Raw genomic sequence first — 25,872 nt, 5'->3', positions numbered from 1 at the left:
TTTCTCGCCGCGACCGCGGCCCCTTAATGCTGAATGACGGTGGCACGCTCCACGATCCGCGCAAGGCTTTCCGACGATGGAAGCGCGCCGAAGACGTGCGTCCCGTCCATGCCCAGCCTGGATCGCACGAACAAATCAGCAGCATCGGCATCGCCATGCTGCAACATCTCGGCAGCCTGCAACGCATGTGCCATCCGGGTGACAAGTGCTCTCGCATGCCCATCGTCGGGATATTGTGCCCGCAACCGATCGGCAAGTTCGTCCGCGCTTCTGTCGTAATTCCGGTTGAGGCCTCTGCTTATCTGCAACTCGTAGATGAAGGCGTCTCGACAGCGTGCATCCCGTTGCATGGCGCGCAGAACGTCCATGCACATCATGTTCGAGGTGCCTTCCCAGATCGAATTCAGCGGCGCCTCGCGGTAAAGGCGCGCGATCGCATTTTCCATGATGAAACCATTGCCGCCGTGCACCTGCAGGCACTCGTAGGTGAAAGCCGGCGCGCGCTGGCAATTCCAGAACTTCATCACGGGTGTCGCGACCCGCGCCAGCAGCCGTTCGTGCTCGCTGGTCGCCATGCCGTCGGTGGCCCGTGCGATCCGCAGCGCGCCGAGCATCGTCGCCTCACTCTCAAGCGCGAGGTCGGCAAGCACATTGCGCTGCATCGGAAGTTCGGACATCGGCTTGCCGAACGCCGTTCGGGTTTGCGCATGGTTCAATGCCAGACTCAAGGCCTGCCGCATCAGCCCAGCGGAGCCGACCGCAAAATCCAGTCGCGTCAGGTGAGCGTGCGACAGGATTTCCCTGATGCCGCGTCCCTCTTCACCAACGAGGATCGACCAGGTGTCGTGGTACTCGATCTCGCTCGAAGCGTTCGAACGGTTGCCGCACTCGTCCTTCAAACGTTGAATGAAGATGCGGTTGGCGCTGCCATCCGGCAGCAGGCGCGGCACGAACAGGCAACTGACGCCGGATTTAGTCCGCGCCAGCGTGTAGAACCCGTCGACGACCGGCACCGAGAAAAACCATTTGTGGCCGGTGATCGCATAGATCTCGCCGTGCGCACCGCTTTCGATGAAGCGTGCGGTGGTCTGGGTTTCGCGCAGATCGGAGCCGCCCTGCTTCTCGGTCATCGCATAGCCGATGACTGCCGCACGCTTGGCCTCAATCGGAAGACGCCGCGAGTCGTAATCCGCCGCCAGCGTTCGCTCGCGCCACGTCGCAAATTGCGGCTTACCGGAAAATCCGGCAATCGCAGCGTAAGCCATCCCGGTCGGACAACCGACGCCGTTCTCGATCTGATTCCAGAGATAGCTCAGGCCTGCGCGCGCGAAATGTCCGTTTGGCTCGCGCGTCGACCAGGCCAGACTATGGACCTCGCTCCGGAACGCGAGTGCCATCAATTGATGCCAGGCCGGATGAAACTCGACCCAATCATTCCGGTTGCCATACCGATCATGGGTCAGCAGTTTTGGTTCGTGCTCGTTGGCCAGTCGCGCGGCCTCCTGCACGGATTCGCAGCCGACGTGGGCGCCGAGCACCGAGAGCCTGTCCGTTGCCCATGGCGCGATCTTGGCGACCAGGCCGCTCAACGCCTGATCGCCGTCGAACGCGTTGAAGCCGAACGACGGCCGCGCCTGATTGCAAACTTCGTGGGTCGCAAACCGGCCTGTTTCCGTGCTCGTGAATGCAACCGGCTGAAGGCGAGCGTTCATGCGGAGACTTTCGATACGAGCATCAGTTCGGGCGTAGCGCTGCGAAACAACATGCGCGCGGAAAGTCCTGCGATCGCTTGCGCGATTCGCTTTGCCGCATCGGAATCAGGGGCCGCTTCCGGCGCCAGGGGACCGACCAGGGCTTCCATGAAGGCGCCGGTCACGCAGGAAGCCGCGACATTCGTGTCGATCTCGACGAATTCGCCGTTGGCGATGCCGCGCCGGACCAGCCTGGCGATCTGATCGGCAAGCGCTGCCCGGTATTTCAGGCGCGCCGCGTCGATCTCCGGCTCGCACGGCTCGGCGATCAGCGCGTAGGCCAGGCGGCGGCCGCGCATCGCCCGCATCGAGAAGGTGTAGATCGCATCCACCAGACATTGCGACGCAGACCCCTCCGCCTCGGCGATCGCGGCGACCACGGCCACCTCGCGCTCGGAGACCAGGCCAAGCACTTGTGCGTACAGGTCCGCCTTCGAGTCGAAGTAGCGGTACACGCTGCCCGTAGCCACCCCTGCCCGTGCAGCAATCAGGGCGATCTGGGCATCCTTCCACCCGCTTAGCGCCACGGCGTCCTTGGCGGCATCCAGGATGCGCGCCTTCGTTTCCACGAGCTGATTGAGGCGAACCGCGGCGATTGCCATAATGAACCTTAATTCATGAATGCAGGATCATAGTTCATTTTCTGTCGAATACCGCGCCCTGTCAAGTTCCGGCGAATTTCTACGGCGGCCGACGAAGTTCGACGATTAGCGGGGCGATGGGATGAAAAATGTCATCGGCCTATGCACGCCTTCAGCGCGAGGCCGCCAACCAGCACTCCGATTCGGGCGGGCTGAAGCCAATCCGAATTCGGAAGCCGACGCGGGAATCAGGTCGCCGCGGTGGCGAGCCCTTCTTCGCCGTGCAGGAAGCCGCGGCAGCCGCGCAGGGAGCGCAGCGCGCGATTAAAGTCGAGCCCGGTAGAAACCAGTGCCCGCAGCGTGGTGGGATTGCGCGCCAACCCGCGCAGCACCTTGCCGAGATCGATGTCGCCGTTCGGCTTGATGGCGCTCTTGGCTAGCGCTGGAAGCGCCCGGGTGGCGGGATCGGAGATCACGCGCAGCGCTGCGAACGGCAGGCCGGCCTCGGCGGCATAGGCAGCGGCAATATGACTTTCCATATCGACCGCGGCCGCACCTGTCTCCGAATGCAATGCGGCCTTGCAGGCGGTCGCCGCGATCACGCGTTCCACGCCGGCCAAGCCGCCGCGGACCACTCGCCGGCGACGCAGCGCCGCGCGGGCAATCAGTTCTTCGTTCAACGCCAGGCCAGCCAGAAAACGGGTATCACCGGCCAATACCTCGGTCGCCACGACCACGTCGCCCGACTTGAGCGAGGGGTCGAGCCCGCCAGCGACGCCGAACGAGATGACCCCCCTGAAAGTGGTAGAATCCAACGTTGCCAGCAATGAGCGCAGCTGCTGCGGATCGCTCGAACTGCATATGACGATCATGCCGGGGCCAGCGGCAATCCGGGCCTCCTGCACCAATCCGGTAACGATCAAAACCGGACGCGGATCATTCGAATTGCGATCAATCGAACTGTCCACGATCGCGGCGGCCCCCGCCCCCAAAGTCACATCCCGACCCCTACCACCCTGCTATTGGTGCTACTCAAATTCCGGTACCGCGCCAGCGCCCAGAGCGGAAAGAACTTTGCGTAGCCATGATAACGCAAATAAAACACCCGCGGAAAGCCTGTAGCCGTGTAACGGGCCTCGTCCCACAGCCCTTTCTCGGTTTGTGTGGCTTTTAGGTACTCCACGCCGCGCACTACGGCCGGACTATCGACTTCACCGGCCGCCATCAATCCAAGCAAGGCCCATGCCGTTTGCGAGGCGGTCGATGGCGCGTCCTCGAATCCCTTGTAATCGAGACGATAGCTGACGGCGTCCTCACCCCAGCCGCCGTCGCTGTTCTGAATCGATACCAGCCAATCCGCCGCCTTGCGGATCATTGGATCCTGGTGATCAATCCCCGCGGCATTCAGTGCGCACAGCACCGACCAGGTGCCGTAGATGTAGTTCAAGCCCCAGCGGCCGTACCACGACCCCTCCGCGAGCTGGGTGCGGCGCAAATAGCCGATCCCGTCCGCAACCGCCTTGCTGGTCTCGGCGGTCTCGCCAAGCTGCGCCAGCATTGAGATGCAGCGCGCGGTGACGTCCTCGGTCGGCGGATCGAGCAGCGCGCCGTGGTCCGAGAACGGGATGTTGTTCAGATAGTATTCGAGGTTGTTGACGTCGAAGGCAGCCCAGCCACCGTCGCGACTCTGCAGGCCCTCGATCCACTCGCGGCCACGAGCGATCGCCTCGTCGTACTCGTTGTTGCCCGATGCGCGGCGCGCCCGATCCATCGCCATCACGACGACGGCGGTGTCGTCGAGATCGGGATAGTGCGCGTTATTGTACTGAAACGCCCAGCCGCCAGGGCGGACGTCGGGAGCCTTAACCGCCCAGTCGCCCTTGAGATCGAGCACCTGCCGCGGCTTCAACCAGTCGAGCCCCTGCTTCATCTTCTTGAGGCTCTCCTCGCCGCCGGCTTCCGTCAGCGCGTGGCAGGTCAATGCCGTGTCCCACACCGGCGAGACGCAAGGCTGGCAATAGGCCTCCTGCTCGCCGATCACCAGCAGCTTGTCGATGCCCCTGCGGGTCACCGCGCGCGGCGGAAAATCGGGTCCCTTGCCGAGCGCCTCGTACATCATGACGATGTTGGCCATCGGCGGATAGATTGCGCCCATGCCGTCCTCGCCGTTCAGCCGCTCCTCCGTGAAGGCAAGGGCCGCATCGATCGCACGCTGCCGCAGCTTGTTCGGAAACAGCGGCTCGACGACGCGCAGGATCTTGTCGAGCGCGCTGAACAGCGTGAACCAGCCCCAGCTTTGATGCGGCGCCTTCGGCGTCAATCCGACCGACTTGGGATCTTGCAGGAACAGTTCGTCGATGCCGACGCCCTTCGGATTTTTCGCCTGTGGCTTCAACGCCGCCATCACCATCAACGGCACGATCGTGGTACGCGCCCAGTAGGAAATCTTGTTCAGGTGGAACGGCGACCACATCGGCAGCAGCATGATCTCGACCGGCAGCACCGGCACCGCGCGCCAGGTCAGCACGCCATAAAATGCGAGCAGAAACCGCGTAAAGACGTTGACGCGGGCAGCGCCGCCGTGGCTGTGGATCGCCTCGCGCGCGCGCACCATGTGCGGGGCATCAACAGAGTCGCCGATCATCTTCAGCGCAAAATAGGATTTGACGCTGGCGCTGATGTCGAAGGGGCCGTCCTGCACCAGCGGCCAGCCACCGTGACTGCCCTGCGTGCGGCGCAGATAGTTGGCGATCTTGGCTTCGAGTTCGCCGTCGACGGGCTCGGCGAGATAGTGACGCAGCAAAACGTATTCGGACGGAATCGTGCTGTCGGCCTCCAGCTCGAACACAAAGTGTCCGTCGGATTGCCGGTAGCCGAGCAGCGCCTCGGTTGCCGACGAGATGCTCTTTTCCAGCGCGACAGGGTCGACTGCCGCGGCGGGTGCGACTGCAATTTTTTTGTCTACGGAAAGCATGCGCTAGACATCCCTCTAATCGCGGCCCGGTTCTGTGAACCCGGTCACGGAAACGTCCGATCAGGCCTCAAGGCCTCGCCAGAACCAGATCGGCGGCGCGGTCGCCCGACCGGATCGATCCTTCGATGGTTGCCGGCAACCCGGTATCAGTCCAGTCGCCGGCGAGAAACAGGTTTTTGAACGACGTCACCGGCCCCGGGCGCAGCGCGTTCTGCTCCGGCGTCGCCTCAAACGTCGCGCGGCGCTCGCGTACGATCTGCCACGGCGGCAATGCGGGTTCTCCCGGCAGGCCGCCCGCCTTGCAGACATCCCGCCAGATCGCCAGCGCGAGTTCTTCGCGCGGCTGATCGACGAGCCGGTCGCCATTGCTGATGGTGACCGACAGCCGCTGCGGAAACGCGAACAGCCACTCGACGAGGCCCCCGACCACGCCAAGGATCGGCGCGGCATCGCGCGGCGGATCGAAGCGAAAATGCGCGTTGACGATGGCGCGGAATTTCGACGGCGTCTTCAGGCCCGGCAACAGTGCCGCTGCGGGGCGCGGCGGCACCGCCAGCACCACGACGTCGCTGGAGCCGAGCGCGATCGTGTCGGTGCCGAATTTCAGTTCACCTACATGGTCGCCGGTCATTGCGAATTCGCGCAACTCGTGGCCGAACTGGATCGACGCGCCCTTGTCCTGCAACAGCTTGATCGCTGGTTCGACCAGAACCGCGCTCAGGCCGTCGCGCGCAATCAGCGGCCGGCAGGCCTGACCGCCGGCCAGCAGCGTTTCGCGCACGATCGCGCCGGCGAGACCCGCCGACCCCTCGGGCGGATCGACGTTGAGGGCGGCCAGCAGCAGCGGCTGCACCAGCCGGTCGTACAGCGTTCCCTTGCAGGGAATCGTGTCGCCGACCAGCTTGCCGGTGCCTGCCCAGACAAGAGGCGCCAATGCCAGATAATCGCGCAGCCCGGTATCGGGGACGCGCCGCGCCTCGTCGAACACCCAGATCGGCAATTTGCCGTCGCCGAGATCGAGCTGCCAGCGCTGGCCGGTCGTGATGTCGACGAACGGAAATTGCGCCGACTTCGGCCCGACCAGCCCCGCCTCGGTGCCGATCGACCTGGCATAGGCCAGCGCATGACGGTTGCCCGACAGCAGCAGATGGTTGCCGTTGTCGATGGTGAGGTTGGTGGCGGCGTCGAAATAGGACCGGCAGCGGCCGCCGGCCTGCTGCGTGGCCTCGTGGACGTGCACCTTATAATTGGCGCTGGCCAGCCGGACGGCCGCGGAGAGGCCGGAGACGCCGGCGCCAATGATATGAGCGTTTTTCTGCATCAGATGATCGCGTAACGGAGAAGGATGCCGATCTTCGCCCATTTGTGGACGCGGACCGGCTCACGCGGCGCGGCAAAGCCCCTCGCCAGTAGCAGGTCCAGGATCGCGCGGTAATATCTCGACATGATCCGCGGGGCGCGCACCTTGCGCCGCGAATTACGCTTCATGATCTCGTCGGCTTTTTCAAAATGCTTTTTTGCACGCTCGGCGAGCGGCAGGCAAACTTTCGGCAGCGCGCGATCGGCGGTCACCCGGTTGGGATCGTCGGAGGTGATGCCGGCGAGCAGCAGGCTCTCGCGCGGCAGATACAGCCGGCCGAGGGTGGCGTCCTCGTCGATGTCGCGCAGGATATTGGTCAATTGCAGCGCGCGGCCGAGATGGTGGGCGAGCTGGATGCCGTCGTCTTCGGGCAGGCCGAACACCCGCACCGAGAGGCGCCCGACGGCGCTGGCGACGCGATCGCAATAAAGATCAAGGGTTGCAAAGTCCGGCGCACGGATATCCTGCGGCACGTCCATCTCCATGCCATCGACGATGGCGAGAAAATCCTCGCGCTTGAGGCCGAAGCGTTTCACCGAGGCGGCGTAATCCTGCACGCGCGGCGGGGGACTTCCGTGATATAGCGCATCGATGTCGTCGCGCCATTGCTGCAGCGCCGCCAGCCGCTCGGGCCGCGGCCCGTCGGAGTCGGCGATGTCATCGACCTGCCGGCAGAAGCTGTAGATCTGAAACATCGCCTCGCGCTGGCTGCGCGGCAGGATGCGCATCGCGGCATAGAACGAACTGCCGGAGGCGGTAGTGCCGTAATCTGCGTCGGCTGCCGCCGTCTGCATCGTCATGCGCCGGCCGCCGGTTTTACCAGGGGATGCCGTCCCGCGGCACGCCGGATCATTTCGCTGATCATGCCGCCGATGCTCTGTGCGAGCAGTTCGGGCTTGCTCAGGTGCACGCGCTCGCTGAGCGGATCACGCACCTTCAGCATGCCGACGATCCTTTCCGCAAACGCCTGGATCACGGCCACCTCCAGCCCGAGCCGGAAATCCCTGATCTCGGCGCTCAGCGGCTTGCCCTCACCGAGCAGCGTTTCGGTCCGCACCGCGAGCGTCTGCAGGCACTGCAACAGCGCCGGCTGCGACTTCGCCTCGCCCAGCATCTCGACGGTGGCACCGCTGGCGGCCAGCGCATCGCGCGGCAGGTAGACACGGTTGAGATTTTTGTAGTCCTTGGCGCAATCCTGCAGGTGGTTGTTGATCTGCAACCCCGCGCACAGCGCATCCGATGCAGCCCAGGTCGAGGTGCTCTCGCCGTGAACGTCGAGCATGAAGCGGCCGACCGGCATGGCCGAATAGCGGCAATAGTGAATGACGTCGTCCCAGTTCTCGTAGCGCAACTTGGTGACGTCCATCCGGAACGCGATCAGCACGTCGAGCGCGTGGCGCGGCGCCATCGCGCGCTCGGCCAGCGCGTGCCGCAGGTTGACGGCCTCCTTCTGCGTGTCGCCCTTGCCCAGCAATTCTGCCTCAAGCAGGTCGAGATATCGCAGTTTCTCGTCCGCACTCAGCGTCGCGTGATCCGCGATGTCGTCGGCCGTCCGGACAAAATTATAGTAGCTCAGGATCAATGCCCGGTGACGCGGATGGATGATCCATGACGCGACAGGAAAATTCTCGTCGCGATGGGTCTTTCCGGATCGCAGGTCGCTCGCGCTGGTCATCAGGAACTGGCTTCACTCATCGGTATTTGGCGGCATGCGCCAATGCTCGGCGGACGCGAGGAAATCGCGTGCCCCATATAGGGGAATACGCCGCCAAAACCAATGCTATATGGGCTGATTAGCCCCGCCTGTGACGCGCGTCATAGAGCCGAAAACGGCTCTTTCGCGGGCGTTAACGGGCGTAAGCCCTGTCTTATTGCCCGTTGTTCTTCAGAACCTGATCGCAGGCCGTGCTGATCTTGGCGCGGTTCTCCTTGAGGCAGGCCAGGATCGTGAAGTCGCCCTGGTCAATGACCGGACGGCAGAACTTCTGGACGTCGCGGGAACAAGCCTTCTGCTCTTCCGCCGTTCCGCCGCGTGATTGCTGCTGAGCGAAGGCCTCGCTCGTGGCCGCGAGCGACAACAGGGTGAGTGCAAGGAGAAATTTACGCATCGTATTCCTTCATTTCAGCGGCAAGAAATCATGTTCCCGACTGCACGTCGGCATCGCCGGAACGGACTTGTTTGGATGAGCCGGCACCGCGTAACGCAGCGACGCCTTGAGGACAAGCATGGCAATTGCGGCCAAATTTACGACGATCTCAGCACGTTAAATAACCGACTGATATTTAACGTGTATTTTTGTCACACCCGCGAAAGCAATTGGCTGTTGCGGACGATGCGGCGCATAGCTAGATGCTGCGCCACGGGACTGGTGTTTACGGTTGATTCATCTTTGGCCCCCGCGGCCTCCTATCCTGCCGCTATCGCCGAAAACAGCGTTCCGTCATTTGAACCTAAGATACTGCGGACGCACTAAATCTTCGATGCGACGAGACGTATCTTGCAGAAGCGGCGTCCATTTCAGGGGAAGACTCACGATGAAACTGTTTGGTTCCAGCTTGTTCGGTCAGGCTCTCGCAGTGGCTGGCATCGGTGCCGCGCTCATGTTGTCGGCCTCTTCAAGCCATGCCCAGGCGGGAGGCCCTTTCGCCGGCTTTGACGGAAACTGGAGCGGTACCGGGACGGTCGCGCTTTCCAACGGCACCACCGAGAACATCCGCTGCAAGGCAGACTACAAGGTCAACGCCAGCGGGCTCGGCCTGAGGCAGAACTTGCACTGCGCCAGCGACAGCTACAAGTTCGATCTCTCCAGCGACGTCACCAGCCAGGGCGAGCGGATTTCGGGCAACTGGAGCGAAAAGAGCCGCAATATCTTTGGCAATCTGCAGGGCACCGCTGGCGGCGGCCAGATCGAAGTGTTCGTCGAGGCCTCCGGGTTTGCGGCCAACCTGAATTTGAAGACCAACGGCAACAAGCAGTCCGTGCAGATCGACTCCAAGGGCGAGATTCGTGGCGTCAAGATCACGATGACCAAGACCTGATTGCCGGTCTTTCGAAAGCATGCAAAAGGCAGCACCCCGGCGCTGCCTTTGAATCAAACGAATTTCCAGCGCCAGCAGGCGTCGCCGCGATCGCGACGTTCGGTGACGTCGATGCGCATGAAGCGATCATGCGCCAGTGCCGCCCCCACCCACAACTCGTTCCAGGCATCGAATACCGCAGGCGACAGCGCCTGCCGTTCCGCCATCAGGCGCCATGACGTCTGGCGCACGGTCGCATTCGAATCTTCCAATTGTAGCTCAGCATCGTCGTCCTGACCGCGGGCCAACCGGGCAAAGGCTTTGGCAAAACCCGCCGCACCCGCTTCCACGCCGCCCAGCAGCCGCGCCACATCGTCGAACGTATGCATCCCGACGAGCCGCGCCGCAGCGCCGGCGAGATGGCCGCCCTCTTCCGGCCCGAGTACGGTGATGGTTTCCGGCACGATAGAGGTGACGTACTCCATCGCATAGTTGCGCAGCACTTTCTGCAGCCGTTCTTCCGGCCAGGTGGTGTCGGGCAGGCGCGGCGTGAGATCGGCGCGGAATGGCGGGCAGCGCTCGCCGGGAGAAAACTGCAGCCGCTCCTCGGGCGCGAGATCGCGATCCCACTCCTTGTAGTAGCCCTCCAGTCCCGGCTGACCGTCCACGGTCTGCCCGGTGCAGACGAATCCGAGCCTCGGATTGCCCAGCAAGACGCCGTTGTTGGCGTGCCATCCGCGCAGCATCGCGCGCGATACTTCCGACGGGATGCCGCAGATCGCCGTACCCGACCAGATCCAGCGCGGCGGCGGGTAGCGCACCCAGGCCTTGGTGTCGCTCTCGTAGACATACTCGACCTTCACGCCGCCGACCTGGTTCGACAGATAGTGATATTGGGCGCACGCCACCGCATGCGGAAGCTGGTCGAGCCCGAGCTTCCTCAGTCCGGGCAGAAAGCGCGCCAATTGCTGTCGGCGAAAAGTGCGAAATACCACGTCAGCGGCGCGCGGTGCACCGGCCCGCGACGCCAGCATCAGGATGAGCCCGGTGAGATAGGCGTGATAGATGTGTTCGATGGCGCGGTAGGCGGCGACATCCGCCGCAGGGCGAACAGCTGATCCTGCAGACGTCATTCCTCAGCCCCTCTTCGGCTGCCGTTGCCCGGCAGCCCTTGTTTTCAGTGCCGCAGCTATTCCACAGGCTTGACGTGACTGACGCCGCGAATCTTTTCCGACAGGTTGATCAGGAACATCGAGGTCGGCCGCAGGATGAAGAGATCCGCGACCAGCGCCATGATCATCGAGAACGCGCTGAGCCACCCGAACAGCCGCAGCGACGGCAGGTCGGAGAATACGGTGACGACGAGGCCGCAGGCCAGCACCACCGTGGTCAGGATCAGCGCCGGGCCGACCAGCACGGTGGCGCGCTCGACCGCGAGCGCCGAGCCGATCCCGGGCTTGTTCTCCAGCCGCAACCGGTTGAGGAAGTGGATGGTGGCGCTTAGCCCTAAGCCGAACGACACCGTTAGCGCGACCACGCTGGCGAATTGCAGCCCCTCGCCCATGATCCACAGCACCGTGCCCGATGCCACGACGGGAAAGATGCCGGGCAGGATGCAGGAGAGCATCACGACGACCGAGCGGAACGCCAGGCCGATAAAGACCGCCACCAGCAGGAATTCGATCGTCAGGCCGTGATTGAGTTTCTGGATCATGTTGGCGCTGTTGCGCGCGGCGATCGCCGACAGTCCGGTGACCGCGATCTCGAAACCGGGATGCTCGGCCCTCACCTTGTCGAGCGACTTGTCGAGCTTGTCGATCACGGGAAGGATTTCACTGGAATCGAGATCGGGAACGCGCCCCGAAACCACTACCGCATCCTGATCGGCCGAGATGAAGCGGCGAACCAGATGCTCCGGGATGACGCTGACATATTGCTTCAGCGTTTCGACGTCGCTGCTGCCGGCTTTCTCGGCGAGCCAGCGGCGCAGGGTTTCGAGCGACCAGACGTTGCCGACACCAGCGGATTTTTCAACCATCGCATGGACCTCAGCGATGATTTTCAAGGTATCCGGCGCATAGAGCGAGGTGCCCTTAGGGAATTCGATCAGGACGTCGATCGGATTGGCGCCGGTGAGCTTGGCGTCGAGGCGGCTCGATGCCGCTACCGCCTGCCGCTTGTCCGGCACCTGATCGGCGAGCCGGTAGCGAGGCTCCAGCGTGGCGTAGATGAAGCCGAGGCCGGCGACGAGCAGCAGCGCGAGCAGACTGAACAACCCGGGGCGGCTGACCATGCGCACCGCGATCCAGTAGCAGAAATTGCGCAGCGCCTGCACGCCGGCATCCGCGCTCTGGAACTTTACTGCAAATACCTTTTCGTTTCGGACGAACAGCACGCCGAACACCGGCACCAGCGACAGCACCGCGACCAGCGCGATGATGGTGGCCGCAAGGCCCGCCTCGCCGAATTTGCGGATCAGTTCGGAATCGGAGAATTGCAGGGCGATGAACGAAATACCGGCCGTGCCATGGGTCAGCACGCAGGCCGGTCCGACCACCAGCACCGCATTGGTGAAGGCGGTGAACTTGTCCTGGCCCGCGATCAGGCGGTCGCGCGCAGCGAAGGTGAGCTGCATCGAGTCCGAGAAGCTGATGACCATGATGAGCGGCGTCATCACGTTCAGGAACATGTTGAGATTGAAACCGGCCCAGCCGAGACCGCCGAGCGCGAGCAGGATCGCAATGATCGGCGGAAAGGCCGCAACGACCATGAACGATATCTTGCGGAAGAAAATGATGGCGATGATGCAGCCGGCCAGGATGCCGAGGACGTTGTAGGTCAGCCCGTCGCGCTTGACCGCATTGCGGATCTCGAGCTGCATCACGGGGACGCCGGAGAGCTGGGCGTTAAGACCGCTGCCGGCAAGATCATCGGCCATGATCTTGCGCATTTCGCCGACGACCTTGCCGAGATCGTTCGAGGAAACGACTTTCGGCTCAAGCGACAGCACGATCAACGCCAGCGTGCCGTCCTCCGACAGCAGCTTGCCTCTGATGATCTCGTTGGCTTTGACGGTCTCGATGAACTTGGCGTAGGCCTCGCCTTGCGGGAGTTCGGGCGGGAACAGCGCCGCCGGCAGCTTGCCGGGCTCCGGTGCCTGGCGCGCCGAAAACAGCGACACCAGACCGCGCACGCCCTCGACCAGTTGCAGGTCGGTGACCATGTCGCGGATCTTTTCGAGGTTCTCGCGGGCCATCAGCGTCTTGCCCTCGACCACGACCAGCACGTCGAACTCGGTCGCAGGGAAGCGTTTTGTAACGGCCTCGTACTGCTTGTAGTCCTTGGAATCGGAGCGGAACAGCTGGCTCAGCGAGTCGTCGATCTTGATCCGGTAGATCCCGAAGATCGCAGCCACGATCAGCACGGCCAGAACGATCATCGAGAGGATCGGCGCCTTGACCGCGACCAGCCCCATGCGCTCGAGCCCAAAGGCGATGCTCTTGCCGGGCGGCGGCGGCTCCTCGATGGCTTCGACGTGGACGCGGCTTTCGGAATTCTTGTCGAGCATACCCTGTCCAGTTCTCACGTCGGCCTGTTCGCGCAGCTTGGTTTTATGCAGTTTGGTGGCGCTAATGCGGCTTTGACAGCCTTGTCCGATCGGCGCTAGCCATTGAAATCACGCGGTAAATTAATCGGCGCCGTTTTACAGGGCCGAACCCCATCCGGCAAGCGCGCCCAGGGAGGCAAATCGACACCAAGGGGACGAAAAGGCGTCAAGTCTCGGATTTGCCACACCCACGAGCCCCGGCTGAGCGCGTTCCGGTGGACACAGCCAGCACCTGCCACAACGGCGCGGCACAACCAATTTCAGTCAAATCTTCGGGAAACGGCTGCTGCGTCCGACGCGATGCGGCGATCAGTCCTTTTTCGCCTCCACTGCCGTTCCGGCGAGCAGCACCGCCTTGAACGCCGCATCGAACAGGCCGCGATACTGGCTGGCATTGACGTTCGAAATATGCGCGGTGTCGCGGAAATTGGCCTGACCGTTACGCACCAGATAGCAATGGTCCTGCTCGCAGACAACAGATTGCGGGTCGACCACCACGAGACGCGGATTACCCCGGTAACGATCAAGGACGTGCGCAATCTCATCCCGCAAGGCGCGCATGGCAAGCGCGGGGCTGGCCTCGACCTTCCACTCCTCAATAGCCCTGCCCGCGCGGATCTGATTTTCGATCCACCGCTGCGGCAGGTCGAAGCCAATGTTCAACAACGGCATGATGAGCACGACGGTCTTGCCCGCGGACAGCAGGCTGTCGACAAGAACGGAGATCTCGAGCGCATTCGTCCAATTGCTTCCGAGCACGACGATGCGCGGCCCGGTCGGCCCCAGCACGAAGTCGAGCGTGCTGCGGTTGAATTCCCGGCACGGCCGCTCATCGCGGGCGTTTCCCGCGGCATCGTCGATAAACGCCCTGCACGCGTTCTGGGTCGCGATCAGGCCATGTATCCGATGGGCGTGCGCCGCTGCGGAAACCGGATCGAGATACTGGTTGGCAAACGAATCGCCCCACAGGATGGCGGAAAGCCCTTGGGTCGCCTGCTCGCTGCCGAAGCTGCAATAGGTCTCCGTCGCCTTCTTGGTAGAGTTCGCGTTTCGGAAACACTCGTCCCGCGGCGTGCTGGTTCTTCGCGCGAGTTCGGCAGGCAACAGATATTCCGGCAGCCTGCCCGGAAACCCCTTGTTGAGAAAAGTCAGCGACACGAAGGCCGCCAGCGACGCGAATGCGACGGCCGAGCCACCCAGCAGCCTGCGCGGCGTCCAGAAATCCCGGCGAATTCTGAATGGCTGTTCGACGTAGCGGTAGGAAATCGCGCCGAGCGCCAGCGAAAGCAGCACCATCAACGTCTTCTGTGCGGCGCCCACGCCATACCCGCGCAGGGACAGAAAGCTCAAGGCAAAGACCCAGACCGGCCAGTGCCAAAGATAAATCGAGTAGGACCAGTCGCCCACGCGCTGGATCGCGGGCACGCCCAGCAGGCCGCCTTCACGGCTTGCCTGTCGCGCGGCTATGATCATGGCCGAGCCCAGGACCGGCAGGATCGTGAGCACGCCGGGCCATCGCGCTTCGGGCAAGGGATAGACGACGCAGCCGGCGACCAGCAGCCAGCCTGCGACAGCAACGGTCGGTGATTGCAGCCAGGAGGGTTCGGCCATCCCCTCGGATCGCCGCCGGATCTCTGCAGCAGCGATCAATCCGCCCGCCAGCGGCTCCCACGCTCTCGCCTGCAGGGAGAAGAAGGATGATCCCGTCGCATCTTGCTGGCTTGCCCACAGACACCACGCCAACGACAGGACCGCGAAAACCCGCAGCGCGACGATGATCGCATCGATCCCTGACATGGCGCGCAAGGAAAGTCGCCACACCAGGCCAACGATCAGTGGCATGAAGAAATAAAACTGCCACTCCAGCGACAACGACCATGTGTGCAGCAGTGGTTTGGTCTGGGCCGCCATGGCGAAATAGCCGCTATCGCTCTTGAAGGCGAAGTTCGACAGGAAGGCCAGCGCCGACAACGCTTGCAACAAATGCCGCGAATACTCGGCCGGCAAGGTCACGAACCAGCCGGCAACGACGGATGCAATGGTGAGTGCCGCAAGCGCAGGATAGATCCTGCGCATCCGCATCATCCAGAAGGCCCACGGCGAAAACCGGCCGAGCTTCAATTCGTTCAGCACCTTCGCCGTCATCAGGTAGCCGGTGATCACCAGGAAGACATCGACGCCGACAAAGCCCCCGGCAAATCCTGGTATCTGGAAGTGAAAGCCGACGACAGCAACCACCGAGAGCGCACGCAGCGCGTTGACATCGAACCGGAATGCGTCACCGATCGCAGGCGTGCTTGCGGCCGTCGGTGATGCCCCCGTGTTCGCCATCGCTGTCTCTGCCCGCTGCTCGTTCGCTTATATCAGGCGTGAGTTGGCTCACAACGGCGAAGCGGCCGCCTGTCGATCCGTCACCGGTTCAATCGATCGGTCTGGCAGCGATCAGCGCGGTTCCGCTTTCGTCCTTCAACGCCACGCCGGTGATCCCGCGCGCGATGCCCTCGCGCACCAGCCACGCGATCTTGAAGGCGGCCTCATCGTAGCTCAGGCCGGCGCCGTGGATGTTCGAGACGCAATTGCGCTTCTCATCGGTGAGGCCGATGCGCGGCGCAAAAGTGAGATAGGCGCCGAGGCTGTCGGGCGCCGACAGGCCGGGCCGCTCACCGATCAGCATCACCACCATCCGCGCGCCGAGCACGGCCCCGATCTCGTCGCCCAGCGCAACACGCGCGCCCGATGCGATCACCACGTCGCCCAACGAGATTCCCGCCTCCGTCAGGCGCGGCGCGAGGTGGCGAACCAATTCGACGGCGTGGACGTTGACGGCCGCCGGCGAGAGCCCGTCGCCGATGACGATCACCAGGTCGCTGGCGACGCCGCGTTGCCGATCCAGCGCGCGCCTTGACTCCGCATCGAGCATGCGTCCGAGATCGGGACGGCGCAGATAGTCGCGTCGATCGCGCGCCTGGCTGAAAACCTCCCCGGCCTGCAGGCCAAGGCCGGCCAATCCGGCAACCAGATGTCGGGAATCGAAAGCGGTGTGAACGGCGTCGCGTGCGCGGGCGTGGTCGAGCGTGAAAGCAAGCAACGCATCGGTCGGCATACTCGCGCCGGAGCGACCGAGCCCGACGCGCGCCGGCGTCAGCTCCCGCAAGGCTTCGAGCGGGCGGGACGGCGGCGCCGGCGTTTTCATGGGCTTTTACTCGGCAGGGACCGAGGCTTCGCGCAGCCGGATCGAATAGTTCGACGCGTTCTGCTGACCGACTGACGCGGCGCGCGCGAACATGATCAGGTGATGGGCGATCAGCGCCGGGCCGATCAGGCCCTCGATGTCGCCGCGACGCAGCCGGCCGAGCGCGAATTTCCAGAAAACTCTTCTGTAGTCGCCGAGCACGCCGACTTTCCAGAAGATGTTACGTAGCAAAATCAGGCCGCGCTTGATATTGGCCCAGCTCTTCTGCTCCGGCGTGACCGGCACCTTGATCCGCTGCGCATAGGTGTAGTCGCACTGGTACTGGTAGCGCGCGAACAGCTTTTCCGGCTGATAGGCGACTTCCATGCATCTGCGCCAGGAATTGACCACCTGATCGTAGGGCAGCAGAAACTTCACATTGGAGTCGCGGCCGTCGTCGTCATTGACCAGCCGGCCTTCCTTCTCCAGCCGGTCCCATAGCGGCGTCTGCGGCAGCGCCTGCAGCAAATTGATCGTGAGCAGCGGGATCTGCGTCTCCTCGACGAATTGCAGCAGCGCATCGCCGGTTTCCGGCTTGTCGGTGTCGAGCCCCATGATGATGCCAGACACGACTTCCATGCCGTAGGAGTTGATGGTGCGAATACCTTCGAGGATCGGGACCATCATGTTGTGGTCCTTCTGCATCGCCTTCAGCGCGTCGGGATCGGGCGTCTCGATGCCGCAAAACACCGTGACGAAGAACGCCTCGCGCATCTTCTCCAGAATCTCGGGCCGCTTGGCAATGTTCAGCGTCGCCTCGCAGGCCAGCCGCATCACGTAGCCGGTCCGCTTCTGCCATTCGACGAGATGCGGCAACAGATCCAGCGCCGCCTTGCGGTTGCCGATGAAATTGTCGTCGACGAAATAGACCGAGCCCGTGACACCGCATTCGCGCAATTTGTCGAGTTCGGCGATGATCTGCTCCGGTGACTTAAGCCGCGGGTTACGGCCATACAGACCAGGGATGTCGCAGAATTCGCACTGATAGGGGCAGCCGCTCGAATACTGGATGCTGCCGAGGAAGTATTTCTTGACCTCCGCCAGCTCGTAAGCCGGAATCGGAAACTCGGTCATCGGCAGGCGGTCGTTGGTCTTCAAGACCACCTGCTGCTCGGGGCGCGACGGGTCGTGCGCCAGTCGCGCAATCAATTCATTGGTGGCGTCGCCGAGTTCGCCGACATGCAGATAGTCGAACGACGGATAGTAATCCGGACATGCGCTCACCGACGGCCCGCCGATAGCCACCGCGAGGTCGAAGGCATGCGCGCGGCGGCAGATGTCGTTCATCTGCTGGCGCTGGATGTGCATGCCGCTGACGAACACGGCTTCCGCCCATTCGAAGTCATCCCTGGTGGCGGGGCGAATGTTCTCGTCGATGAAGCGGACCGGCCAGTTCTCCGGGAGATAGGCCGCGATCAGCAAAAGGCCCTGCGGCGGCATGAACGCCTGCACGCCGTCGGTCAGGGGATAGGCGTGCTCGAATGTACCGAAAGAGGACGTATAGCGGGGGAACACGCACAGGATACGCCGTACCGTTTCGATGCCTTCAGCTCTCATCAAATTTCCTCAACGCTGGCAGGTATTTAAGCATGACATTGCAGGCTGGGCCAGAAGTTCTTCAACATTGTGGCAGTCAGCTTCAACTCGTTGTGGGTTCAATGGTTGCGCAAAAAGTTCCGCTTCGCGGGGCCACCTTCAGGCGCGGTCAGGCCATCAAGCGCGCGGCAAAATCGGGCAGCAGACCCGCATTGCTCACAAGCCGAAAATCGCCATCCGCGAGGCCGGAGCGCACCAGCCAGTCGTCGAACTCCGGCGCCCGCTGCAGGCCGAAGAGGTCGCGGATATACAACGCATCGTGGAACGAAGTCGACTGGTAGTTCAACATCACGTCATCGGCGCCCGGCACGCCCATGATGAAGGTGACGCCGGCGGCAGCCAGCAGCGTCAGCAGATTGTCCATGTCGTCCTGATCGGCTTCGGCATGATTGGTATAGCAGACGTCGACGCCGAGCGGCAGGCCGAGCAACTTCCCGCAAAAGTGATCTTCGAGACCGGCGCGGATGATTTCCTTGCCGTCATAAAGATATTCCGGACCGATGAAACCTACCACGCTGTTGACCAGCAACGGATCGAACGCGCGCGCCACTGCATAGGCCCGCGCCTCGCAGGTCTGCTGGTCGACACTGTGATGGGCGTTGGCCGAAAGCGCGGAGCCCTGCCCGGTTTCGAAATACATCACGTTGTCGCCGACCGTGCCGCGGCGAAGCGACAGCCCGGCCTCGCGCGCCTCGCGCAACAGCGCGAGGTTGACGCCGAAACTGCGGTTGGCGGCCTCCGTTCCCGCGATCGACTGGAATACCAGATCGACCGGGGCGCCCTGCCCGATCAAGCCGAGCGTCGTGGTGACGTGGGTCAGCACGCAGCCCTGCGTCGGAATCTGCAGCCGCGCAATGATGCCGTCGAGTAGCCGCAACAGTTCACCGATCACGGCCGGATCGTCGCTCGCCGGATTGATCCCGATGCACGCGTCGCCCGATCCCAACAGCAGGCCGTCGAGGATCGAGGCGGTAATGCCCTTCGAGTCGTCGAACGGATGGTTGGGCTGCAGCCGCACGCTCATCCGCCCCTTCAATCCGATGGTGTTACGGAACGCCGACATCGTCGCGCACTTCTTGGCGACCAGGATCAGATCCTGATTTCGCATCAGTTTTGAAACACCGGCCGCCATTTCCGGCGTGATCCCGCGCGAAACCTGCGCCAGCGTTTCGCCGGTTGCGGCGTCTGACAGCAGCCAGTCGCGAAAGCTGCCGACGGTCAGCGACGAAACCGCCGCGAAGCTCGGCGCGTCGTGGCTGTCGAGGATCAGGCGTGTGACCTCGTCGTCCTCGTAGGGGACAACGGCTTCATTGAGAAACTGCTTGAGCGGGAGGTCAGCCAACGCCATCCGCGCCGCGATCATCTGCGCGGCGCTGTCGGCCGCAACGCCGGCGAGACGGTCGCCGGAGCGCGGCGGGGTCGCCTTGGCGAGCAGGTCGCGCAAATCATTGAAGGTGTAGGAGGTGGTATCGATAACTCGGCGATAGACCATGACCGCTCCTGCCCCAATTCCGTGTCCATGGCATGGCGATAGTATCATCGCAGTCGGATCGTACCCGGCCTTTGACCGGAAATCTTGACGACCTCTAGATTTGCGCTGGAATCACACCGTCCATGGAATAGCAAAATCCTCCGACGTTAGCGCTGAAAAACCTCACATCTACCTGAAACGATTATAAAATTCCTATAAGTTGCATATTCTGAATTTTCTTCCATTGAGACATTTTCGATCACAGTTGGCATAATTTGAACATGGCCGATGACGCTTCGCCTTCGCTTCGGAGCGACGCTGTCGCGCGAGGTCAAGCCATTCTTCCGCAACCTGCGCGCCGACTCGGCCGAGCGGCCGCGACGGACCGAAACCTGAGTGGAGAGCATCTCCGGCTCGTGCAGGACGCCGCAAAGTGGACGTGGATCAAGCCACCGATCCCGATTTTTGGGCTTGCGGCCTATGCACAACGGACAGTGGCGAGGAACTTGCCGACCTCAGCCTTGAGACGCTTGTTTTCGCTGGAAAGCAGCTGCGCATTGGTGAGGACCTGCGACGATGCCGCGCCGATTTCATTGGCACCGCGATTGACGTCGGCGATGCTGTTTGCCACCTGGGTAGAGCCCTGCGCCGCCTGCTGCACGTTGCGCGCAATTTCCTGGGTTGCCGCGCCCTGCTCTTCGACGGCGGCTGCGATCGCAGCTGCAATCTCCGAAACCTTGCCGATGGTGCCGCTGATCTCTTTGATGGCAAACACCGAATCCTGCGTCGCCGCCTGCATGCCGGCGATCTGGGTGGAAATCTCGCTGGTCGCCTTGGCGGTTTGCGTCGCGAGCGCTTTGACCTCCTGGGCCACCACGGCAAAGCCGCGGCCGGCGTCGCCGGCGCGGGCGGCTTCGATGGTCGCGTTGAGCGCCAGCAAGTTGGTCTGCTCCGCGATCGTGGTAATCAATTTGGTTACGTCTCCGATACGGTTCGCCGCATCCGACAGCTCCGCAATCCGGGCGTCGGTCTTTTGCGCCTGAACGACCGCTTCGTTGGCGATCCTGTTGGAGTTTGCGACCTGCCGGCCGATTTCGTTGACGGAACTGGCCATCTCCTCCGCGGCAGAGGCGACCGTTTGCACGTTGGTGGAGGTCTCCTCCGAAGCCGCGGCGACGACCGTGGAAAGTTCCTGGGTTGCCGAACTGCTGTTGGTCAGGACAGCCGCGGAGTTTTCCAGTTCTGCGGAGGCGGACCCTACGTTTTCAACGATATTGCCGACGGCCGTCTCGAAGCTTTCGGCCAGGTTATGCAATTCGGTGCGGCGGGCGACCGCCAGTTCGCGGGTCTTTTCCTCGCGTTCCGCAGTCTCCCGCTCGGCCTTGGCGATAGCCTGGACCTTGAATTCCTCGGTCGCACGGGCCATCTGGCCGACTTCATCACGACGTTCGAGGCCGGGAAGCTGAACCTCAAAATTCCCGGCGGCAAGCTCACGCATCGCCGTCGACATCGCCACGACGGGACGGGAAATACTGCGACCGATCAGGAACGAAACGGCGATTCCGGCGAGCGCAACGGCCAGCAGAACGATCATCAGCGTCATTTGCTGTTGTTCGAGCTTGATCCCGGCGCGCGCAATCTCCTGGTCCTTGCTCTCGCTGCTATGCGTGATCAGGTCATCCGCCAGCTTTTCGATGACGGCAAAGCTTCGTTCCGCGCCCTTGATGAACATCAGCGCGGATCCCGCGTCGCCGTCGGCCATCTCGATCGCGTTTTTCGATTGCTTGAGATAGCCGGCAACAGCGGCTTTCAGCTTCTCGAAGGTCTCCGGGCTGAACCCGCCCTTCAAACCTTCAACAGCCTTCAGCGCCTCGGAAATCTTGCCGGCCGCCGCGGCAGCCTCCTTGGCCATCGCGGCTACTTTCTTCTCATCCTTTTCGTTGGCCGCGGTGGCCGCAAGGCGATACAGCCTGGCATGCGCCGTCCACACCGTCGTGGTGAGTTCATTGGCCAGTTCCGATTGCCGCACCGGACCGGACACCAGCGCGTCAACGGCGGCCTGATTCGACCGCAACGTTTGCAACGCGTAGGCGCCTAGTCCGATCAGCACGACGACCAGAAAAGCCGGGGCGAGCTGGACTTTCCACGAAAGGCCAATGTTCTTGATCCAGCCGAGCATATCACCCCTTCAAGGCGGCGATAGCCGCACCACAATGCAACTTATGCGGGGTCAGAGCTTGTAGACGCCCGCGCAGACAGCGGTGTTGTCCACCTTCTCGCAGTACATCTCTTTCGGCTCGACTTTCTTGCTCACCGGATTGACGAACTTATAGTCCTGCCAGAACGATGGCTGCTTGGCCGCCATTTCAACGCGTTCCTTGACGTAAAGCTTGCCGTCGACATCCTGCGCGTCGATCAGGTCCTTGCCGACGAACTTTTCGTTCGAGCCGTGCGCCAGCACCTTGCCGTCAAGCTGGTAGACGACGACGTAGAGATCGCGATCACGGAACTTGCCCGCCTTGTTGGTAAGCTCGGGATACGCCTTTTCAGCTCCCTGCTCCTTGATGAAGGCAACGGCCTGCTTGACCATTGCGACGGCTTCGTCCTTGGTTGCTCCACCATTGGCGTTGGCGGCGCCACCCAAGGCGAGCATGGCTGCCACGGCAGAAATGAACGGCTTTGTTGACCAATTGTTCACGATTGTCTCCCGACTGGCTGGGTTGAACTTGCAGACGCGAGTCCGCGCACGTCAGGATGGCAACAAAAGAACAAACCTTCCGTTAAAGTGCTGATCCGTAGTGCAACTGAGAACGGAACGACCTGACCGGCCGGGCAGCCAATTCCTGGGACGTCCCGAGGTAAAATTCTACCCCACCACCACTACGTCCACCGCCACGCCGAGCTTCTGCTTGCGCGACCCGACGATGATGCCGTCGACCGGCGATACGTCGGAGAAATCGCGCCCGGTCGCCAGCACGATGTGATCGTTCTCGATCATGATGTCGTTGGTCGGATCGAACCCGACCCAACCTAGTCCGTCGCCGCACCAGACCGACACCCAGGCATGGGTGGCGTCAGCGCCCTGCAGGCGCGGCTTTCCCGGCGGCGGAATCGTGCGCAAATAGCCGCTGACATAGGCGGCCGGCAGACCCAGCCCGCGCAGACCTGCAATCATCACATGGGCAAAATCCTGGCAGACGCCGTGGCGCTTCTCGAACACCTCCTTGAGCGGCGTCGAGATCACCGTGGCCTTGGGGTCGTATTTGAAATCGTTGCGGATCCGCCGCATCAGATCGGCAGCGCCCGCGACAATGCCGCCGCCAGGCGGGAAACTCGCCATGGCATAGGCGGTGACCGGCGGCTGCACCGGCACCAGCGCGCTGGCGAACACGTATCCGACCGGCGACTCCGGGCCGAGGCTCGCGGCCTCGAACGCCGCGTCGCGGATATCCTCCCATGACGGGCCGGGCGCTGCGCGTTCGGGCGCTGTGCGCGATACCGAAACGCGCGAGCGCGAATCGATCCGCAGATTGCGATGCGCGGTCTCGATCAGGATGCTTTCGGTGTGGGTACCGAAAAAGTCGCGCCTTACAGTTCGGTCCGCGGGCCGCGGCCGGATCTCCACCGTATGGGAAATCAGTAGCTGCCCGTCGCCCGACTTAGGCTCCAGCCGCAGCGAGCAGCGCGCAAAACTCACCGGGCTTTCGTACCCATAGGTGGTGACGTGACGGATGTCGTAGATCACGCGAGGCCCGTGAGTTTCTCCGGCCGGCTCGCATTGGGCCCGTGCGGGAAATAATGCAGCCCGATGGCGTCGGCGAGATTGAGCAGATCCTGCTCCAGCGCGAACAGGCTTTTGACATCAAGCGTTGCGGCCTCAGCTGTCGTCAACGTCGCTTGCAAGGCCACCGCCAAGCGCTGCGGCCGCTCGATCAGGCCGTGCTCCTTCAGGCTCGGGAGCGCGGCAACATGATCGTTCAACATCGCGACCTGGAACGCGACCGAGCGCGGATTATAGGGATCGAGCACCGCCAGATCCCGCACCGGCGCCAGCGCCGGCCCGACCAGATAACGCGAACGGTAGGTGATCTGGCAATCCACCAGCGTCAGCAGCACATCGAGGTCTTCGTCGCCGGCCTCGTCATAGGCGAATTGCCGCGCGAAACGCGCAGTATTGATGGCGCGTTCGGCGCGACGGCCCATGTCGAGGAAGCGCCAGCCGGCGGCGCGATTCATGTTTTCCTGCGCGAGACCCGCGAGGCTTGCCAGTTCCTGCAGCGTCAGTTCGGCGGCGCTGACGACGCTGTCGTCGTCGTCAACCTGCAAGGCAAGACGGTCCACCATCTCGGTGATGATCTGCCAGGCGTCGGGCGAAAGCCGTTCGCGCAGCGAACTCGCGGTGCGCTGCGCCGATTTTGCCAGTGACAGCGCCGAGCCGAACTTTTCGGGACTCTGCAGTGCCTCGGCGACGACCCTTGCGGGATTCGTCCGCGTCGCCTGCGAGGCGGCGCCCCAGGTCACCAGCAACCGCTGGATGCGTTCGACCGATGGCAGAGCGGTTGGCGATCCCTTGGCGGGATCGCGCATCGGCGCGCCGAGCGCGCGGATCAGTCGCAGCGTCGCCTCGGCGCGTTCGAGATAGCGGCCGAGCCAGAACAGATTATCCGCGGCGCGGCTCGGAACCACGCCGGCGATACGCCGGATACGCACGGCTTCGGCGGCCGGCAGCAGCGTCGACGCCGACACCGCCTTGTCGGAAACGATCCAGACATCCGCCGACCGCGCACCATCGCCCATTGAGACCGCACGGGCATCGGGCTGTTCGGCAATCCGGCAGAAGCCGCCGGGCAGGATGGTCCAGCCATGGGGCGTCGCCGCGGCAAACACCCGCAGCACGAACGGGCGCGGTGTGATCCGGCCCTGCTCCCACACCGGTGTCGTCGACAGCCGCACCAGTTCCTGGCCGACATAATCGATGCCACGATCGGTGATCGCACTTCTGAGCCGGTCGCGCTCGGCCGGCGACAATTCGGCGGCGAGCACGGGACCGTTGCCGAAAAAGCCCGGAACGGACCGGCCGTAAGCCCCCTCGATCGCAAAATCTTCGAGCCGCGACAGCACTTGCTCGCGCGCGGCTTTCTGGCCGCACCACCAGGTCGCGATGTGCGGCATGATCAAATTCTCACCGAGCAGCCGCCGGCACAGGCTCGGCAGGAACCCGAGCAGCGCCCTCGCCTCCAATACGCCGGAGCCCGGCATATTGGCGACGACGACGCCGTTCTTGCGCAGCACGTCGATCAGGCCGGGCACGCCGAGATGCGACGACGCATCGAGCTCCAGGGGATCGAGGAAATTGGAATCGACGCGGCGCAACAGCACGTCGAGCCGCTTCAATCCCGCGACGGTGCGGATATGGATGCGGTCGCCGCTGACGGCGAGGTCGTCGCCCTCGACCAGGAGGAATCCGAGATAGCGCGCCAGCGTGGCGTGCTCGAAATAGGTTTCGCTGAAGGCGCCCGGCGTCAGCAACCCGATCCGCGGCTCGTCGCGATCGGCGCTGGCGCGCAATGAATCGCGAAACGCCTCGAAAAACGGCGCCACCCGCTCGACATTCATCGACTTGTAGAGGTTGGAAAAGGCGCGCGACAACACCAGGCGGTTTTCCAGCGCGTAACCCGCCCCGGACGGCGCCTGCGTGCGGTCGTTCAACACCCACCAGCGCCCGTCCGGGCCGCGGCCGACATCGGCCGCGTAGAGGTGGAGATGGCGGCCGCCGGGCGGTTTGACGCCGCAGACCGCGCGCAGATATTCGTTGCTGCCAGCAATCGCGGCCGCCGGCACCGCACCTTCAGTGACCAGCCGCCCCTCGCCATAGAGATCGCGCAGCACCATTTCGAACAGCTGGGCGCGCTGGGCGATGCCCGCGCTCAGTTGCAGCCAATCGGCCTCGTCGATGATGAGCGGCAGATGGCTGAGCGGCCAGAGCCGGTCGGCGGTCTCGCCGGGCGCGCGATAGGTGACGCCGGCCTCACGCAGATGTCTGTCGGCGGAGGCGAAACGCCGCTCGATATCGGCGGGCGAAAGGGCAGCAAAAGCCTCGAAGAAGCGGCTCCACACCGCGCGGGGGGCACCGTCCTCGCCAATATATTCGTCGGGGATGCCGGGCAGCCGCGCATAATCGCGGGTCCATTGCGCGATCCGGCGCTGGCCCGGACGGGCCTTGCTTTCCTGATTGCTGCCCTGGCTTGCCATTACGATTCCCTAAAGACGGTCACGTCCCCG

General features: G+C 63.2%; 19 protein-coding genes. 1 reads left to right on the top strand and 18 read right to left on the bottom strand.

Annotation, left to right across the window (positions count from 1 at the left end; all coding sequences use genetic code 11):
• Positions 1 to 23: 23 nt before the first annotated feature.
• From QUH67_RS11945 to QUH67_RS11910, 8 genes are all read right to left on the bottom strand, one after another.
• Positions 24 to 1,712, bottom strand: a complete 1,689-nt coding sequence (locus QUH67_RS11945; protein WP_300946884.1) for an acyl-CoA dehydrogenase family protein — start codon at positions 1,710 to 1,712, stop codon at positions 24 to 26.
• The gene (locus QUH67_RS11940; protein WP_300946883.1) at positions 1,709 to 2,353 is read right to left on the bottom strand and encodes a TetR/AcrR family transcriptional regulator; all 645 of its coding nucleotides are present in this window, start codon (positions 2,351 to 2,353) and stop codon (positions 1,709 to 1,711) included. Before QUH67_RS11940 ends, QUH67_RS11945 begins: the two co-directional genes overlap by 4 nt.
• A gap of 227 nt (positions 2,354 to 2,580) precedes the next feature.
• Positions 2,581 to 3,330 (bottom strand): phosphorylase, encoded by a 750-nt coding sequence (locus QUH67_RS11935; RefSeq protein WP_407080423.1) that lies wholly within the window; start codon positions 3,328 to 3,330, stop codon positions 2,581 to 2,583.
• The gene (gene shc / locus QUH67_RS11930; protein ID WP_300946881.1) at positions 3,327 to 5,306 is read right to left on the bottom strand and encodes a squalene--hopene cyclase; all 1,980 of its coding nucleotides are present in this window, start codon (positions 5,304 to 5,306) and stop codon (positions 3,327 to 3,329) included. The genes QUH67_RS11935 and shc overlap by 4 nt, the downstream gene beginning before the upstream one ends.
• Before the next feature lie 67 nt (positions 5,307 to 5,373).
• A complete protein-coding gene (gene hpnE / locus QUH67_RS11925) occupies positions 5,374 to 6,627 on the bottom strand; it encodes a hydroxysqualene dehydroxylase HpnE (RefSeq protein ID WP_300946880.1) in 1,254 nt (417 codons plus the stop codon).
• The gene (gene hpnD / locus QUH67_RS11920) at positions 6,627 to 7,466 is read right to left on the bottom strand and encodes a presqualene diphosphate synthase HpnD (protein ID WP_300946879.1); all 840 of its coding nucleotides are present in this window, start codon (positions 7,464 to 7,466) and stop codon (positions 6,627 to 6,629) included. The genes hpnE and hpnD overlap by 1 nt, the downstream gene beginning before the upstream one ends.
• Positions 7,463 to 8,341 (bottom strand): squalene synthase HpnC, encoded by an 879-nt coding sequence (gene hpnC / locus QUH67_RS11915; protein WP_300946878.1) that lies wholly within the window; start codon positions 8,339 to 8,341, stop codon positions 7,463 to 7,465. Before hpnC ends, hpnD begins: the two co-directional genes overlap by 4 nt.
• Positions 8,342 to 8,534: 193 nt before the next feature.
• Complete coding sequence (locus QUH67_RS11910; RefSeq protein ID WP_300946877.1) at positions 8,535 to 8,774, bottom strand: hypothetical protein; 240 nt, start codon at positions 8,772 to 8,774, stop codon at positions 8,535 to 8,537.
• A 427-nt stretch (positions 8,775 to 9,201) separates the two neighbouring features.
• On the opposite strand from QUH67_RS11910, the gene QUH67_RS11905 reads away from it, so the two are divergent.
• Positions 9,202 to 9,705 carry a hypothetical protein gene (locus tag QUH67_RS11905; protein ID WP_300946876.1) on the top strand — a complete coding sequence of 168 codons (504 nt, stop codon included), beginning with the start codon at positions 9,202 to 9,204 and terminating at the stop codon, positions 9,703 to 9,705.
• 53 nt (positions 9,706 to 9,758) lie between these two features.
• On the opposite strand, the gene QUH67_RS11900 is transcribed toward QUH67_RS11905, so the two are convergent.
• The 10 genes from QUH67_RS11900 to QUH67_RS11855 form a co-directional block, all read right to left on the bottom strand.
• Positions 9,759 to 10,817, bottom strand: coding sequence for a hypothetical protein (locus QUH67_RS11900; protein ID WP_300946875.1), 1,059 nt, complete (start codon positions 10,815 to 10,817; stop codon positions 9,759 to 9,761).
• 56 nt (positions 10,818 to 10,873) lie between these two features.
• A complete protein-coding gene (locus QUH67_RS11895) occupies positions 10,874 to 13,252 on the bottom strand; it encodes an efflux RND transporter permease subunit (protein ID WP_300946874.1) in 2,379 nt (792 codons plus the stop codon).
• A 348-nt stretch (positions 13,253 to 13,600) separates the two neighbouring features.
• Positions 13,601 to 15,622, bottom strand: coding sequence for an acyltransferase family protein (locus QUH67_RS11890; protein ID WP_300946873.1), 2,022 nt, complete (start codon positions 15,620 to 15,622; stop codon positions 13,601 to 13,603).
• 88 nt (positions 15,623 to 15,710) lie between these two features.
• Positions 15,711 to 16,484 (bottom strand): ethanolamine ammonia-lyase subunit EutC, encoded by a 774-nt coding sequence (gene eutC, locus QUH67_RS11885; protein ID WP_300946872.1) that lies wholly within the window; start codon positions 16,482 to 16,484, stop codon positions 15,711 to 15,713.
• 6 nt (positions 16,485 to 16,490) lie between these two features.
• A complete protein-coding gene (locus tag QUH67_RS11880) occupies positions 16,491 to 18,080 on the bottom strand; it encodes a B12-binding domain-containing radical SAM protein (RefSeq protein ID WP_300946871.1) in 1,590 nt (529 codons plus the stop codon).
• Between the two features lie 148 nt (positions 18,081 to 18,228).
• Positions 18,229 to 19,611, bottom strand: coding sequence for an ethanolamine ammonia-lyase subunit EutB (locus tag QUH67_RS11875; protein WP_300946870.1), 1,383 nt, complete (start codon positions 19,609 to 19,611; stop codon positions 18,229 to 18,231).
• 457 nt (positions 19,612 to 20,068) lie between these two features.
• Positions 20,069 to 21,769, bottom strand: coding sequence for a methyl-accepting chemotaxis protein (locus tag QUH67_RS11870; protein WP_300946869.1), 1,701 nt, complete (start codon positions 21,767 to 21,769; stop codon positions 20,069 to 20,071).
• A gap of 51 nt (positions 21,770 to 21,820) precedes the next feature.
• Positions 21,821 to 22,243: a cache domain-containing protein gene (locus tag QUH67_RS11865; protein ID WP_300948015.1), complete on the bottom strand. Its 423-nt coding sequence runs from the start codon at positions 22,241 to 22,243 to the stop codon at positions 21,821 to 21,823.
• A 213-nt stretch (positions 22,244 to 22,456) separates the two neighbouring features.
• Positions 22,457 to 23,335 carry a transglutaminase family protein gene (locus QUH67_RS11860; protein WP_300946868.1) on the bottom strand — a complete coding sequence of 293 codons (879 nt, stop codon included), beginning with the start codon at positions 23,333 to 23,335 and terminating at the stop codon, positions 22,457 to 22,459.
• Positions 23,332 to 25,842, bottom strand: a complete 2,511-nt coding sequence (locus QUH67_RS11855) for a circularly permuted type 2 ATP-grasp protein (RefSeq protein WP_300946867.1) — start codon at positions 25,840 to 25,842, stop codon at positions 23,332 to 23,334. Before QUH67_RS11855 ends, QUH67_RS11860 begins: the two co-directional genes overlap by 4 nt.
• Between the last annotated feature and the right edge of the window lie 30 nt (positions 25,843 to 25,872).

It is taken from the genome of Bradyrhizobium roseum, from assembly GCF_030413175.1.
Classification (GTDB): Bacteria; Pseudomonadota; Alphaproteobacteria; order Rhizobiales; family Xanthobacteraceae; genus Bradyrhizobium; species Bradyrhizobium roseum.
The sequence above is the reverse complement of the archived record's forward strand: the minus strand, read 5'-3'. Positions and strand labels throughout refer to the sequence as shown.

Bases quoted from the DNA above. Each gene is read 5' to 3' on its own strand.
- QUH67_RS11880 (WP_300946871.1), bottom strand. From the start codon at position 18,080: ATGAGAGCTGAAGGCATCGAAACGGTACGGCGTATCCTGTGCGTGTTC.
- QUH67_RS11870 (WP_300946869.1), bottom strand. From the start codon at position 21,769: ATGCTCGGCTGGATCAAGAACATTGGCCTTTCGTGGAAAGTCCAGCTC.
- QUH67_RS11890 (WP_300946873.1), bottom strand. From the start codon at position 15,622: ATGGCGAACACGGGGGCATCACCGACGGCCGCAAGCACGCCTGCGATC.
- hpnD (WP_300946879.1), bottom strand. From the start codon at position 7,466: ATGACGATGCAGACGGCGGCAGCCGACGCAGATTACGGCACTACCGCC.
- shc (WP_300946881.1), bottom strand. From the start codon at position 5,306: ATGCTTTCCGTAGACAAAAAAATTGCAGTCGCACCCGCCGCGGCAGTC.
- hpnC (WP_300946878.1), bottom strand. From the start codon at position 8,341: ATGACCAGCGCGAGCGACCTGCGATCCGGAAAGACCCATCGCGACGAG.
- QUH67_RS11900 (WP_300946875.1), bottom strand. From the start codon at position 10,817: ATGACGTCTGCAGGATCAGCTGTTCGCCCTGCGGCGGATGTCGCCGCC.
- eutC (WP_300946872.1), bottom strand. From the start codon at position 16,484: ATGAAAACGCCGGCGCCGCCGTCCCGCCCGCTCGAAGCCTTGCGGGAG.
- QUH67_RS11945 (WP_300946884.1), bottom strand. From the start codon at position 1,712: ATGAACGCTCGCCTTCAGCCGGTTGCATTCACGAGCACGGAAACAGGC.
- hpnE (WP_300946880.1), bottom strand. From the start codon at position 6,627: ATGCAGAAAAACGCTCATATCATTGGCGCCGGCGTCTCCGGCCTCTCC.
- QUH67_RS11875 (WP_300946870.1), bottom strand. From the start codon at position 19,611: ATGGTCTATCGCCGAGTTATCGATACCACCTCCTACACCTTCAATGAT.
- QUH67_RS11855 (WP_300946867.1), bottom strand. From the start codon at position 25,842: ATGGCAAGCCAGGGCAGCAATCAGGAAAGCAAGGCCCGTCCGGGCCAG.
- QUH67_RS11895 (WP_300946874.1), bottom strand. From the start codon at position 13,252: ATGCTCGACAAGAATTCCGAAAGCCGCGTCCACGTCGAAGCCATCGAG.
- QUH67_RS11910 (WP_300946877.1), bottom strand. From the start codon at position 8,774: ATGCGTAAATTTCTCCTTGCACTCACCCTGTTGTCGCTCGCGGCCACG.
- QUH67_RS11940 (WP_300946883.1), bottom strand. From the start codon at position 2,353: ATGGCAATCGCCGCGGTTCGCCTCAATCAGCTCGTGGAAACGAAGGCG.
- QUH67_RS11905 (WP_300946876.1), top strand. From the start codon at position 9,202: ATGAAACTGTTTGGTTCCAGCTTGTTCGGTCAGGCTCTCGCAGTGGCT.
- QUH67_RS11865 (WP_300948015.1), bottom strand. From the start codon at position 22,243: ATGCTCGCCTTGGGTGGCGCCGCCAACGCCAATGGTGGAGCAACCAAG.